The sequence below is a fragment of the Mycobacterium sp. 1465703.0 genome, assembly GCF_001672975.1.
GTDB lineage: Bacteria > Actinomycetota > Actinomycetes > Mycobacteriales > Mycobacteriaceae > Mycobacterium.
This window is the reverse complement of sequence record NZ_LZKU01000238.1, coordinates 35,703-50,147: the sequence shown is the minus strand read 5'-3', so window position 1 is coordinate 50,147 and position 14,445 is coordinate 35,703. Positions and strand designations below refer to the sequence as shown.

The following is a 14,445-nucleotide window of genomic DNA, read 5'->3' as shown; positions in this document are numbered from 1 at the left end:
GCGGCTCAGCCCTTTACCAGCGCCCGCTCCAGGATTGGTGCGAGGTCGAGTCCGTCCGGCATGGTGCCGAACGCACCACCCCACTGGCGGTCGAGGCGGGTTGTCAGGAAGGCTTCCGCAACGGCGGGGTGCCCGTGGCGCACCAGCAGCGAACCCTGCAGCGCCAGGCAGATGTCTTCGGCTACCTTGCGGCCGCGGTATTGGATGGTTTCCAGATCGGCCAACCCACCCCGCAACCGCTCGACGTGGGCGGCCAGGCGAGGATCCTGACCCGCGCTGTCGCCGAGTTCGTCGAACAGCACTTCGACACATTCGGGACGAGTTGCCATGGCGCGCAACGTGTCCAGCGCACTGACGTTGCCCGAACCCTCCCAGATTCCCATCAGCGGCGCCTCCCGGTACAGCCGGGGCATGCCGGAGTCCTCGACATAGCCGTTGCCGCCTAGGCATTCCAGCGCTTCGGCGGCGTGCGGGGTGGAGCGCTTGCACACCCAGTACTTGCTCGCCGCCAGCCCGATCCGGCGCAGCAGCGCTTCGGTCTGATCGCCACGCACGGCTTTGTCGGTGGCGCCGGCCATCCGCATCGCGACCATGGTGGCCGCCTCCGCCTCCACGGCCAGGTCGGCCAGCACGTTGCGCATCAGCGGTTGGTCAATGAGGTAGGCGCCGAAGGCCTTTCGGTGCTGAGCGTGGTAGATCGCCCGGGTCAGACCGGTGCGCATGCTGGTGGCACTGCCCAGGGTGCAGTCGAGCCGGGTGAGGTTGACCATCTCGATGATGGTGGGCACGCCGCGCCCTTCTTCCCCTACCAGCCAGGCGATCGCGCCGTCGTATTCGACCTCACTGGACGCGTTGGCGTGGTTGCCGAGCTTGTCCTTGAGCCGCTGCAAGAACATTCGGTTGAGACTGCCGTCGGGCAGGATGCGCGGCAGCAGGAAGCAGGACAGCCCGCCCGGCGCCTGCGCGAGCACCAGGAAGATGTCGCACATCGGCGCCGAGGTGAACCACTTGTGACCGGTCAGGCTGTAGGTGCCGTCGGCATTGGGGGTGGCTTCAGTGGTGCCGGCGCGTACGTCGGAGCCACCCTGCTTCTCGGTCATCGACATGCCCGCGGTGATGCCGGGTTTGGTGGTGGCCAGCTTGAGCTCGGGGTCGTATTCGCGACTGGTCAGCAACGGCTCATACACCTTGGCCAGCTCGGGGTTGAAGCGCAGCGCCGGAACGACGGCGTACGTCATTGAGATCGGGCAGATGTGGCCCGGCTCGACGGTCCACACCGAGGTTTTCGCGGCGCGGACGACGTGCGCACCCGGGCGTTCGTCGGCCCACGGCGCGGCGTGCATGCCATGGGCGACCGCGGAGCGCATCAGTTCGTGGTACGCCGGGTCGTATTCCACCTCGTCGATGCGGTGGCCGTTGCGGTCGTGGGTGTGCAGGACGGGCCGGTTGCGGTCGGCGAGTTCTCCCCAGCGCTGGGCCTGGCGGGTGGCCGAGAGCGCACCCACCTCGTTCACCTCGTCCAGGCCCCACTGCCCACCCTCGCGGATCAGGGCCTCGATCAGTACCGCGGAGCTGGCGGGGTTGTAGTTCTCCAGGGGCGGGACCTGGTTGGTGACGACATGGGTATCCGACATGCCATCAATGTTACATTTTCCCGACAGTTGCACAAGAGGTGTAACAACCGGGTATCAGGCCTTGGTGTTCTCCCGCAAAAATGCGATGTCGTCCTTGCGGCCCTCGTCGGCGGTTTCGCAGATCACCGGCGCATCGGCGGCCTCGACCACCGCGACCAGCAGCTTCGGGTCGATCTGGCCGGTGCCGAAGTTGGCGTGGCGGTCGGCGCCGGAGCCCGCAGCGTCCCGCGAGTCGTTACAGTGCACCAAATCGATCCGTCCGGTCAGGGCCCGGATCCTGTCGACCGCGTCGATCAAGGCCTCGCCGGCGGCCCAGGCGTGGCAGGTGTCCAGGCAGAAGCCAATTCCCTTGTCGCCGATGTGATCCCACAGTCGGCCGATGGTGTCGAAATGGCGGGCCATTGCGTGGTCGCCGCCGGCGGTGTTTTCCAGATACACCTGCACATCGGTTTCCAGGTAGTCCAGCGCTTTGACCCAGCGCTCGAAGCCGGCCTCCATGTCGTCATCGTCGGCGTGGCCGCCATGCACGATGACCGCCGTCGCGTTGATTTCCGACGCCGCGTCGCAGGTGTCCTGCAGGATTTTGCGCGACGGAATCCGGATGCGGTTGTTCGCCGATGCGACATTGATCAGGTAGGGCGCATGCACGTAGAGCGGCACGGTCGACGCTTTGAGCGCCTCGGCATCGTCGCGGGGTTTGGGTTTCTTCCAGCTCTGCGGGTTGCTGAGGAAGAACTGCACCACGTCGGCGCCGTCGGCTTGCGCGGCGGCCAGCGGGTCGTCATTGCGGACGTGTGAACCGATGAGCACGTCGGCCAGTCTAGTGACGGGGTCCGACCGCCGCGACGGCGCAAGGGAAGCATGATGCGAGTCTCGAAAGCGCTAGCAGATGCGCTAGCGCGGTTGAGAATCCGTGATGGCTCCCCGGGCGGGGTCGTGTGGCGGAAGTGGGTCACGTAAACGAAAAAGCCCCGGGCTCGCCCGGGGCTTTTTCGTTGTCGGTCAGCGGTAGTCGCTGTAGCCGTAATCGTCCAGCGGCACCGCGGCGCCGGTGGCCTGGCCGAAGTCCGGGCTGTAGTACTGATCCTCGTAGGACGGGATCGTGTACGCGGCCGCCCGGGCCTCCTCGGTCGGCTGCACCTGGATGTTGCGGTACCGGTTGATACCGGTACCGGCCGGGATCAGCTTTCCGATGATCACGTTCTCCTTCAGACCGTTGAGCTTGTCGCTGCGGCAGTTAATCGCCGCATCGGTCAGCACTCGCGTGGTCTCCTGGAACGACGCCGCACTCAGCCACGAGTCGGTGGCCAGCGACGCCTTCGTGATTCCCATCAGCACCGGACGTCCGGCGGCGGGCTCGCCGCCCTCGGCCACCACCCGGCGGTTCTCCGCCTCGAACTCCGCGCGGTCGATCAGCGAACCGGGCAGGAACTCCGTCGAGCCCGAGTCGATGATGGTGACGCGGCGCAGCATCTGGCGAACGATCACTTCGATGTGCTTGTCGTGGATCGACACACCCTGAGCGCGGTAGACCTCTTGGACCTCGCGGACCAGGTGGATCTGCACCTCGCGGGGGCCCTGCACGCGCAGCACCTCGTGCGGGTCGGCCGAACCTTCCATCAGCTGCTGGCCCACCTCGACGTGGTCGCCGTCGGACAGCACCCGCTCGGAGCCGTCTTCGTGCTTGAACACCCGCAGCCGCTGCCGCTTGGAGAGCTTGTCGTAGACAACCTCTTCGCTGCCGTCGTCGGGAACGATGGTGATCTTGTAGAACCGCTCACCGTCCTCGAGACGGACCCGACCGGTGACGTCGGCGATCGGCGCCTTACCACGCGGGATGCGCGCCTCGAACAGCTCCTGCACACGGGGCAGACCGCCGGTGATGTCCTCACCGACACCACCCTGGTGGAAGGTACGCATGGTCAGCTGGGTACCGGGCTCACCGATGGACTGGGCCGCGACGATACCGACGGCCTCGCCGATGTCGACCAGCTTTCCGGTGGCCATGGACCGCCCGTAGCAGGTCGCACACACACCGGTTCCGGTGGTGCACGTCAGCACCGAGCGCACCTTGACCTGCGTGATGCCCGCCGCCAGCAAGGCGTCGATCTCGGGGTCACCGAGGTCCTCACCGCGCGGAACGACGACGTTGCCGGCCTCGTCGACCGCGTCGGCACCCAAAGTCCGTGCGTACGCCGAGGTTTCGATGTACGGATCGCGGATCACGGTGCCGTCCGGCTGACGCTCGGCCAGCTCGACCAGGATGCCCCGCTCGGTCTCGCAGTCGTGCTCGCGGACGATGACGTCCTGGCTCACGTCCACCAGACGACGGGTCAGGTACCCGGAGTCAGCGGTACGCAACGCGGTGTCCGCCAAGCCCTTTCGAGCGCCGTGGGTGTTGATGAAGTACTCCAGCACGGTCAGGCCCTCACGGAACGAGGACTTGACCGGGCGCGGGATGAACTCACCCTTCGGGTTGGTCACCAGACCCTTCATGCCGGCCAGCGTTCGCGTCTGGGTGAAGTTACCCGTGGCGCCCGAGTCGACGATCGTGATGATCGGGTTGTCGGCCGGGTAGTGCTCACGCAGCGCCTGACCGACCTCGTCGGTGGCTTCCTTCCAGATCTCCACCAGCGCCTCGTTGCGCTCGTCGTGGTTCAAAGCACCACGCTGGAACTGCTTTTCGACCTTTTCGGCCCGCTCCTCGTACTGGTCGAGGATCTCCTTCTTGCGCGGCGGGACGAGCACGTCGGCCATCGAGACCGTGACACCGCTGCGGGTCGCCCAGTAGAAGCCGGCGTCCTTGAGCTTGTCCACGGTCTGGGCGACCACGATCATCGGGTAGCGCTCGGCCAGGTCGTTGATGATCGAAGCCTGCACCTTCTTGTGCATCTGCTTGTTCACGAACGGATAGCCCACCGGCAGCAGCTCGTTGAACAGCACCCGGCCCAATGTGGTCTCGGCCATCCAGGCATCGCCCGGCTGCCAGCCGTTGGCGCCGAACAGCTCGGCTTCGATCTCGGCGGGCGGACGCAACTGGGTCAGCCGTACCTTGATCTTGGCCCGCACCGAGAGCACGCCACGGTCCGACGCCATGATGGCCTCGGCCGGCGAGGAGTACACCCCGACCTCGGGCTCGTCCTTGGCGGCGGGCTTGAATTCGCCTTTGTCACCGTCGACTTCGGTGGTCAGGAAGTACAGCCCGGTCACCATGTCCAGACGCGGCATGGCCAGCGGGCGACCCGACGCAGGCGACAGGATGTTGTTCGAGGACAGCATCAGGATGCGAGCCTCGGCCTGCGCCTCCGCCGAAAGCGGCAGGTGCACCGCCATCTGGTCACCGTCGAAGTCAGCGTTGAACGCTTCACACACCAGCGGGTGCAGCTGGATTGCCTTGCCTTCCACCAGCATTGGCTCGAAGGCCTGGATACCCAGCCGGTGCAGGGTGGGCGCGCGGTTCAGCAGCACCGGGTGCTCGGCGATGACCTCTTCGAGGACATCCCACACCTGGGGACGCTGACGCTCCACCATGCGCTTGGCGCTCTTGATGTTCTGCGCGTGGTTGAGGTCGACCAGTCGCTTCATCACGAACGGCTTGAACAGCTCCAGCGCCATCAGCTTGGGCAGACCACACTGGTGCAGCTTGAGCTGCGGACCGACCACGATGACCGAACGGCCCGAGTAGTCGACACGCTTACCGAGCAGGTTCTGCCGGAACCGGCCCTGCTTTCCCTTGAGCAGATCGCTCAGCGACTTCAGCGGGCGGTTACCCGGCCCGGTGACCGGGCGGCCGCGGCGGCCGTTGTCGAACAGCGCGTCCACCGACTCCTGCAACATCCGCTTCTCGTTGTTGACGATGATCTCGGGCGCGCCGAGGTCGATCAGCCTCTTGAGGCGGTTGTTCCGGTTGATCACCCGGCGGTACAGGTCGTTCAAGTCCGACGTGGCGAACCGGCCACCGTCGAGCTGCACCATCGGGCGCAGTTCCGGCGGGATCACCGGAACGGCGTCGAGCACCATGCCCATCGGGGAGTTGCCCGACTGCTGGAAGGCGGCAACCACCTTGAGCCGCTTGAGGGCACGAAGCTTCTTCTGCCCCTTGCCGTTTCGGATGACGTCGCGCAGCGTCTCGGCCTCGGCGTCGATGTCGAAGTTCTCGATCAACTTCTGGATCGACTCCGCGCCCATGGCGCCGGTGAAGTACTCGCCGTAACGGTCGATCAGCTCGCGGTAGAGGTTCTCGTCGACGATCAGCTGCTTGGGAGCCAGCTTGGTGAAGGTGTTCCAGATCTCCTCGAGCCGGTCCAGCTCGCGCTGGGCACGGTCGCGCAGCTGGCGCATCTCGCGCTCACCACCGTCGCGGACCTTGCGGCGCGCGTCGGCCTTGGCACCCTCGGCCTCCAGCTCGGCCAGGTCGGCCTCCAGCTTCTGGGCGCGGGCCTCCAGATCGGCGTCGCGCTGGTCCTCAATGGCCTTGCGCTCCACCATCATCTCGGCCTCGAGCGTGGAGAGCTCGTTGTGGCGCATCTCCTCGTCGACCGAGGTGATCACGTAGGCGGCGAAGTAGATGATCTTCTCGAGATCCTTCGGCGCCAGGTCGAGCAGATACCCGAGCCGGCTCGGCACGCCCTTGAAGTACCAGATGTGCGTGACCGGCGCGGCCAGTTCGATGTGGCCCATCCGCTCGCGACGCACCTTGGCGCGGGTTACCTCGACGCCACAGCGCTCACAGATGATGCCCTTGAACCGGACACGCTTGTACTTGCCGCAGTAGCACTCCCAGTCGCGAGTCGGTCCGAAGATCTTCTCGCAGAACAGGCCGTCCTTTTCCGGCTTCAGCGTGCGGTAGTTGATCGTCTCCGGCTTCTTGACCTCGCCGTAAGACCATTGCCTGATGTCCTCCGCGGTGGCCAGACCGATACGGAGTTCATCGAAGAAGTTGACGTCGAGCACGTAACTCCCTTTCCCCTTGCGGGTTTAGTTACCAATACGAGGATGGCTTGGCTGCAATAGGTTTGCCGCTAAGCCAGGTCCTCAACAGACGCAGATTCGTTGCGGGACAGGTTGATTCCCAGGTTGGCCGCTGCCCGCTCGAGGTCCTCGTCCTCGCCTTCGCGCAGCTCGATCGCCGCACCGTCGCTGGACAGCACCTCGACGTTGAGGCAGAGGGACTGCAGCTCCTTGAGCAACACCTTGAAGGACTCGGGAATACCCGGCTCCGGGATGTTCTCGCCCTTGACGATCGCCTCGTACACCTTGACCCGGCCGACGGTGTCGTCGGACTTGATGGTCAACAGCTCCTGCAGCGTGTACGCCGCGCCGTAGGCCTGCATGGCCCAGCACTCCATCTCACCGAAGCGCTGACCACCGAACTGCGCCTTACCACCCAGCGGCTGCTGGGTGATCATCGAGTACGGACCGGTGGAGCGGGCGTGGATCTTGTCGTCCACCAGGTGGTGCAGCTTCATGATGTACATGTAGCCAACGGTCACCGGGTACGGGAACGGCTCACCGCTGCGGCCGTCGAATAGCACCGCCTTGCCGTCGCCGTCGACCATGACCTCACCGTCACGGTTGGGCAGCGTGCAGGACAGCATGCCCTGCAGCTCCTCCTCCTTGGCGCCGTCGAACACCGGCGTCGACACGATCTGGTTCGGCTGCGCGTGCCGCAAGTCCTCCGGCAGATTGGCCGCCCAGTCGGGTGAACCGTCGATGTTCCAGCCGGACTTGGCGACCCAACCGAGGTGGGTCTCCAGGATCTGGCCGATGTTCATCCGTCGCGGCACACCGTGGGTGTTCAGGATGATGTCGACCGGCGTGCCGTCCGGCAGGAACGGCATGTCCTCCTGCGGCAGGATCTTGCCGATGACGCCCTTGTTGCCGTGGCGTCCGGCCAGCTTGTCACCGTCGGAGATCTTCCGCTTCTGGGCCACGTAGACGCGCACCAGTTCGTTGACACCGGCCGGCAGCTCGTCGTCGTCCTCGCGGGAGAACACCCGGATGCCGATGACCTTGCCGGACTCGCCGTGCGGCACCTTCAGTGAGGTGTCGCGGACCTCGCGGGCCTTCTCACCGAAGATGGCGCGCAGCAGCCGCTCCTCCGGAGTCAGCTCGGTCTCACCCTTCGGAGTGACCTTGCCGACCAGGATGTCGCCGTCGCGAACCTCGGCACCGATCCGCACGATGCCACGCTCGTCCAAGTCGGCGAGCACCTCGTCGGAGACGTTCGGGATGTCCCGGGTGATCTCCTCGGCGCCCAGCTTGGTGTCGCGGGCGTCGATCTCGTGCTCCTCGATGTGGATCGAGGTGAGCACGTCCTCTTCAACCAGGCGGTTGGACAGGATGATCGCGTCCTCGTAGTTGTGGCCTTCCCACGGCATGATCGCCACCAGCAGGTTCTTGCCCAGCGCCATCTCGCCGTTCTCGGTGCACGGACCGTCGGCGATGACCTGGCCGGCCTCCACCCGCTCCCCCGCGTCGACAATCGGCGACTGGTTGGCGCAGGTGCCGTGGTTGGACCGCTCGAACTTGCGCATCCGGTAGGTGTGCCGGGTGCCGTCGTCGGCCATCACGGTGATGTAGTCGGCGGACACCTCCTCGATCACCCCGGCCTTATCGGCCACGACCACGTCGCCGGCGTCGATAGCCGCGCGCAACTCCATGCCGGTCCCCACCAGCGGCGCCTCACTGCGCACCAGCGGAACCGCCTGGCGCTGCATGTTGGCGCCCATCAGGGCCCGGTTGGCGTCGTCGTGCTCGAGGAACGGAATCATCGCGGTGGCCACCGACACCATCTGGCGCGGCGACACGTCCATGTAGTCCACCTCGGACGAGGGCACGTACTCGACCTCGCCCGCCTTGCGTCGGACCAGGACACGCGACTCCTCGAACCGGCCATTGGCGTCGATCGGCGAGTTGGCCTGCGCCACCACGTGGCGGTCCTCCTCGTCGGCGGTCAGGTAGTGGATCTCGTCGCTGATCACACCGTCGACAACCTTGCGGTATGGCGTCTCGATGAACCCGAACGGGTTGACCCGCGCATAGGTCGCCAACGAGCCGATCAGACCGATGTTGGGACCTTCCGGGGTCTCGATCGGGCACATCCGGCCGTAGTGCGACGGGTGGACGTCCCGGACCTCTAGGCCGGCGCGCTCACGGGACAGACCGCCGGGGCCCAGCGCCGACAGGCGACGCTTGTGGGTCAGACCCGACAGCGGGTTGTTCTGGTCCATGAACTGCGACAGCTGGCTGGTGCCGAAGAACTCCTTGATCGCGGCGACGACCGGCCGGATGTTGATCAGGGTCTGCGGCGTGATGGCCTCGACGTCCTGGGTGGTCATCCGCTCCCGGACGACGCGCTCCATCCGCGACATACCGACCCGGATCTGGTTCTGGATCAGCTCGCCCACGGTGCGCAGCCGGCGGTTGCCGAAGTGGTCGATGTCGTCGGTCTCCACCGGAACCTCGACGCCGCCGGGGACGGTCATCGTGGCCTGACCCTCGTGCAGACGCACCAGGTATTCGATCGTGGCGACGACGTCTTCCTCGGTCAGGGTCGACGACGTGATCGGCTCGCCCGCGTGCAGGCCGAGCTTCTTGTTGACCTTGTAGCGGCCGACGCGAGCCAGGTCGTAGCGCTTCTCCTTGAAGAACAGGTTCTCCAGCAGGGTCTGCGCGGACTCCTTGGTCGGCGGTTCGCCCGGACGCAGCTTGCGGTAGATGTCCAGCAGCGCCTCGTCGGTGCCGGCCGTGTTGTCCTTCTCCAGCGTCGACATCATGATCTCGGAGAAACCGAACCGCTCGGTGATCTGCTCGTTGGTCCAGCCCAGCGCCTTGAGCAGCACGGTGACCGGCTGGCGACGCTTGCGGTCGATCCGCACGCCGACCGTGTCGCGCTTGTCGACGTCGAACTCCAGCCAGGCACCCCGGCTCGGAATCACCTTGACGCTGTGCAGCAGCTTCTCGGTCGACTTGTCGATGCTCTCGTCGAAGTACACACCGGGCGAGCGGACCAGCTGGCTGACCACCACGCGCTCGGTCCCGTTGATGATGAAGGTGCCCTTCTCGGTCATCATCGGGAAGTCACCCATGAACACCGTCTGGCTCTTGATCTCGCCGGTGTTGTTGTTGATGAACTCGGCCGTGACGAACAGCGGGGCCGCGTACGTCATGTCCTTGTCTTTGCACTCGTCGACCGGCGCCTTGACCTCGTCGAAACGCGGGTCGGAGAACGACAGCGACATCGAGCCCGAGAAGTCCTCGATCGGCGAGAGCTCCAAGAGCACCTCTTCCAGGCCACCCACCGGAGTCACATCCCCGCGGGCGGCGGCGGCCTCGCGCCACCGCGGCGCGCCGATCAACCACTCGAAGGCGTCGATCTGCACGTCAAGCAGACCCGGAACCTCGAGCGGTTCACGGAGCTTGGCGAAGGAAACTCGGTTGGGGGCTCCGGGCACGGAGCCGTTTACGGAACTTCCGTTAGAGGAACTTTGTGGGCGATCCGTCTTGCTCTGGCGGAAATCTGCCAAGATGCATCCTTCCAGCACCTCGTGCGACTCACGAAGACCGGGACCCGGCCAGCTCGCCGCGAATTGTGTCGGTTCGGCCGGCGAACGATCTGTCCGGATCTCACGCGCGCAACTAAAGAACTAAGCCACTTAAGGGGGCTCAGGCTTAGACCACAGTGTCAGGTGGCGGGTGAGGTGGGCAGGAAGTAGCCAGCGCAACGTCCAACGATAGCGCAGGACGGCGTATTCCTCAACTTCCCACCATCAGCAATCCAGGGACATCGGCGCTGGCTGGCATCTCGATTTTCCGCTGGATACATGCTGCCCAACAGACTGGCCGGTTTACGGCCCGTCGTCAAGGGGGCGGGCCGCCGTGTTACGCGGAGTTATCGCGAAACCCGGCGGGGCCGGTGCCCTAGTCGCCGAACTCGTGTGCCCGAAACTTATGGGTGCCTTCCAGGTCGTCGAGGATGGCGGCCTGAGCGTTCTTGGGCAGGGTGTGCAGAATCTCACGCACCCGCGCCTGGCGCCGGGCGACGGCCTTGCGCTCGGGCATGCCAGGCGTCGCAACGATCTGCGGCGGCACGCCCTCGATCTCCTCGACACCGCCGGCGTGGTGGCCGGCATCGATCATGGCCTGCTCTTCAGCCATGGTCGCCTCGTCCTTTTCCTCGGACATGCCGATCGGCCCGATCCGGCGGCCGTTGAGGAACTGGCGCACGACGGGCTCGTCGCTGGTCAGCAGCACCTCGCGCGGCCCGAACATGACCAGCTTGCGGCGGAACAACATGCCCATGTTGTCCGGCACCGTGCGGGCGATGTTGATGTTGTGGGTAACGATCAGCACCGTCGCGTCGATCTGGGCGTTGATGTCCAGGATCAGCTGGCTCAGGTAGGCGGTACGAACCGGGTCCAGACCGGAGTCGGGCTCGTCGCAGAGGATGATCTGCGGGTCCATCACCAGGGCGCGGGCCAGGCTGGCGCGCTTGCGCATACCGCCGGAGATCTCGCCGGGGAACTTCTTCTCGTCGCCACCAAGACCGACCAGGGTCAGCTTCTCCATGACGATGTCACGGATTTCGCCTTCCTTCTTCTTGGTGTGCTCGCGCAGCGGGAACGCTGCGTTGTCGAACAGGTTCATCGAACCGAACAGTGCGCCGTCCTGGAACATCACGCCGAACAGCGTGCGGATCTCGTAGAGCTCCTTGGCCGAGCACTGCAAGATGTCGGTGCCGTCGATGACGACCGAGCCGCGCTCGGGCCGCAACAAACCAATCAGGGACTTCAGGAACACCGATTTGCCGGTACCCGACGGTCCTAGTAGGACGCTGACCTCCCCGGCGGGGATTTCCAACGTCACGTCTTCCCAAATCCTCGAGGATCCGAAGGACTTGGTAAGTCCATTCACCTCGATAGCGACGCCCATGGGAAATCCTTCCGTCGAGACTTGTGCCCGCCACCTGCCCTTTTGTGTGGCATGAGTCACTCTAGCGCACGCCTGCCACACGGCATCAGGGATGCAGACCACAGGCGGGAAAAATTGGCCGTCCTGAGATCAACCGGGCGCCTGGAGGGATCAACTTATTTGACGCATGTGTTAGCTAAAGGTTAGCCAGCGGGCGCCCAGTTGCCGTGGAAGCCCATCGGCACCCGCTGCGGCAGGTGGACGATGGCCAGCTGCTCCAGCGTCTGCGCGTCCAGCAACACCAATTGGCCTTCGTCGCGGTCGCGGTGATAGCCGAAGCCCATCAGGATGCCGTCGTCCTCGGCGCGCGCCGCGGGGTTGGGCACAAAGGACATCTCGCCGAGTAAAAGGCCGGGATCCAGCGCCGCGACTTCGCGGGACCCGGTCTCGTAGTCGTGTTTGAAAAGCCCGGATGCGCCGCCGGCGAACTGCGCGCCGACGGTGTAGCCGAACCGGTGCCGTCCGCCCAGCAACTCCTCGTTGATGCGGGGGAACTCCTGCGACTGGTCGTCGCGGCGTTCGGTGGTGACGGCGCCGGTGGCCAAGTTGATGGTCCAGCGGTCCAGCATCGGCGTGCTTTCCCCGGGGCCGCGCCGGTCGCGGTCGAACATCCGCGCGTAGCGCACCACGTCGAGCACCAAAACCTCTGCGCCACCGCGCATTTCGGAATATGCGTTGAGTGGGTGGTAGACGTAGCAAGGTTCGATGTCGAACCAGCGGACATCGTTGTTGCCGCCTTCGCGGGGCATGACGCCGATACGCGCCGGGTAGCGCGGGTTCCACGCGTAGGGAATCCGGTCGGAGTGCCGCGCGTCGCGGTTCATCCTGGCGTTGATCGGACTCGGCACCCGCACCCGGCCGATCAGTGACTGCAGCACCAGACGCGCGGGCAGCGCCAGCCAGGGCGGCATTTGCTGCGGCAACACCTGTACCGGGTCGAAGGTCACCGGCAGGTCGTATATCACCACGTATTTATCGGTCAGTGAGAAGTCGTGCATCATCGGCGACCCGCCCACCTCGATGTCCACCGTGCGGCGGGCCCGGCCGGCGGCATCGATCACCGAGTACTGCACGGTCCGCCCCCGGCTGAATGAGTAAGACACCGCGTGCAGTTCGCCGGTGCGCGGGTCGCGGTGCGGGTGCGCGGTGTAACCGCCCGCCAGCGTGCCGTCGAAGTCGCATGTCCCGAGCGTGTCCAGCTCCTCGGTGAGCTCGTAGTTGGCAACCCCGCCTTCCACCAGCGCCAGGGTCCGCCCGGCGTGGCTCAGCACGTTGGTGTTGGCGCCCAAGCTCAGCATCCCGGCACGGGGGTCGAGCCGGCCCGGCGCCTGCTCGCCGAGAATGCGGCACACCGACGGGCTGCGCACCCAGCGGTTGCGATACCAGCGGGCCTGCCCGTCCCGCAGCGCCACCCCGTGCACCATGCCGTCGCCGCTGAACCAGTGGTAGACGGCCGGGTCGACTTCGGCGGCCGGGTTGGGCCCGTTGCGCAGGTAGCGCCCGTCCAAATGGTCGGGGATGTGTCCGGTCACGTGCAGGTCGTACGCGGTGACTTCGGCGCTCACCGGCGCCAGAAAGTCCTCGAGATAGGGATTGCCGGTGTCGACGGTTGCTGTGGTCACCATGGCTGAGCTCCTATAACATCGTTATTTCAGCGTTATTGGAACCGTACGCGCCCGATGAGAAGATGGCAACGATGACTTCCGAAGTTCAGCGCAGCGTCCGCGACGAGATGCTGCACGCCGCGGTCGGCCTACTCGACGGCCACGGGCCCGACGCCCTGCAGACCCGCAAGGTGGCCGGCGCCGCCGGGACGTCCACCATGGCGCTCTACACGCACTTCGGCGGCATGCGGGGGCTCATCGCCGAGGTCGCCGAGGAGGGTTGGCGGCAGTTCGACGCCGCGCTCTCGGTGCCGCGGACCGACGACCCGGTGGCCGACCTGATGACGGTCGGTACCGCCTACCGGCGCTACGCGATCCAGCGGCCACACATGTATCGGCTGATGTTCGGCAGCACCGCCGCGCACGGCATCACGGCGCCCATTCATAACGTCCTGACGTTGACGGTGGCCGAGATCGAGCAGGACTACCCGAGCTTCGCCCACGTGGTCCGCGGGGTGCACCGATGCATGCTGGCCGGACGGTTCCGGGGCGCGGGTTCCGCGGACGACGATGCGGCTGTGGTGGCAACGGCGGCCCAGTTCTGGTCGCTGATCCACGGCTTCGTGATGCTCGAGCTGGCCGGGTTTTACGGCGGGCAGGGCGCGGCAGTGGACTCCGTCCTCACCGCGCTGTCCACGAATCTTCTTGTTGCCCTGGGTGATTCACCCGAGCTGGTCCGTCAGTCGCAGCGGGCTATCCGGCGCTGAAAACACGAATGCCCCCGGGGTTTCCGGGGGCATTCGTGCAGTGACTTACTTGACGGTGACGGTGGCGCCGGCGGCCTCGAGCTTGGTCTTGGCCTCGTCGGCGGCCTCCTTGGCGACCTTCTCCAGCAGCGGCTTGGGTGCGCCGTCGACCAGGTCCTTGGCCTCCTTGAGGCCCAGGCCGGAGACGATCTCGCGGACCACCTTGATGACGCCGATCTTCTTGTCGCCAGCGGCCTCGAGGATCACGTCGAACTCCGACTGCTCCTCGGCGGCCTCGGCGGGCGCGCCACCACCGGCTGGGCCGGCCGCGGCGACGGCGACCGGAGCGGCCGCGGTGACCTCGAAGGTCTCCTCGAACTTCTTGACGAAGTCGGAGAGCTCCAGCAGGGTCATTTCCTTGAAAGCGTCGAGCAGGTCGTCGGTAGACATCTTTGCCATGGGTATGGGTCCTTCCTTGTTTTTCCCAGG

8 protein-coding genes are annotated in these 14,445 nt (G+C 65.7%); 1 reads left to right on the top strand and 7 read right to left on the bottom strand.

Annotated features, from left to right (window positions below; all coding sequences use genetic code 11):
• Window positions 1–5: 5 nt before the first annotated feature.
• The 6 genes from A5625_RS22415 to A5625_RS22390 form a co-directional block, all read right to left on the bottom strand.
• Entirely contained in the window at window positions 6–1,634 is a 1,629-nt protein-coding gene (locus A5625_RS22415) for an acyl-CoA dehydrogenase family protein (RefSeq protein ID WP_066999179.1), read from the bottom strand.
• 54 nt (window positions 1,635–1,688) lie between these two features.
• Entirely contained in the window at window positions 1,689–2,444 is a 756-nt protein-coding gene (locus A5625_RS22410) for a deoxyribonuclease IV (RefSeq protein WP_066999176.1), read from the bottom strand.
• A gap of 192 nt (window positions 2,445–2,636) precedes the next feature.
• Entirely contained in the window at window positions 2,637–6,587 is a 3,951-nt protein-coding gene (locus A5625_RS22405; protein ID WP_066999173.1) for a DNA-directed RNA polymerase subunit beta', read from the bottom strand.
• 68 nt (window positions 6,588–6,655) lie between these two features.
• Window positions 6,656–10,162 (bottom strand): DNA-directed RNA polymerase subunit beta, encoded by a 3,507-nt coding sequence (locus A5625_RS22400; RefSeq protein ID WP_156748462.1) that lies wholly within the window; start codon window positions 10,160–10,162, stop codon window positions 6,656–6,658.
• Window positions 10,163–10,556: 394 nt separating this feature from the next.
• Window positions 10,557–11,567, bottom strand: a complete 1,011-nt coding sequence (locus A5625_RS22395) for an ABC transporter ATP-binding protein (RefSeq protein ID WP_066999166.1) — start codon at window positions 11,565–11,567, stop codon at window positions 10,557–10,559.
• 182 nt (window positions 11,568–11,749) lie between these two features.
• A complete protein-coding gene (locus A5625_RS22390; RefSeq protein ID WP_066999163.1) occupies window positions 11,750–13,231 on the bottom strand; it encodes a carotenoid oxygenase family protein in 1,482 nt (493 codons plus the stop codon).
• A gap of 71 nt (window positions 13,232–13,302) precedes the next feature.
• Between A5625_RS22390 and A5625_RS22385 the strand changes: the two genes are divergently transcribed.
• Window positions 13,303–13,977 (top strand): TetR/AcrR family transcriptional regulator, encoded by a 675-nt coding sequence (locus tag A5625_RS22385; protein ID WP_197516187.1) that lies wholly within the window; start codon window positions 13,303–13,305, stop codon window positions 13,975–13,977.
• Between the two features lie 45 nt (window positions 13,978–14,022).
• On the opposite strand, the gene rplL is transcribed toward A5625_RS22385, so the two are convergent.
• Complete coding sequence (gene rplL, locus A5625_RS22380) at window positions 14,023–14,415, bottom strand: 50S ribosomal protein L7/L12 (RefSeq protein ID WP_066999160.1); 393 nt, start codon at window positions 14,413–14,415, stop codon at window positions 14,023–14,025.
• Window positions 14,416–14,445: the final 30 nt, after the last annotated feature.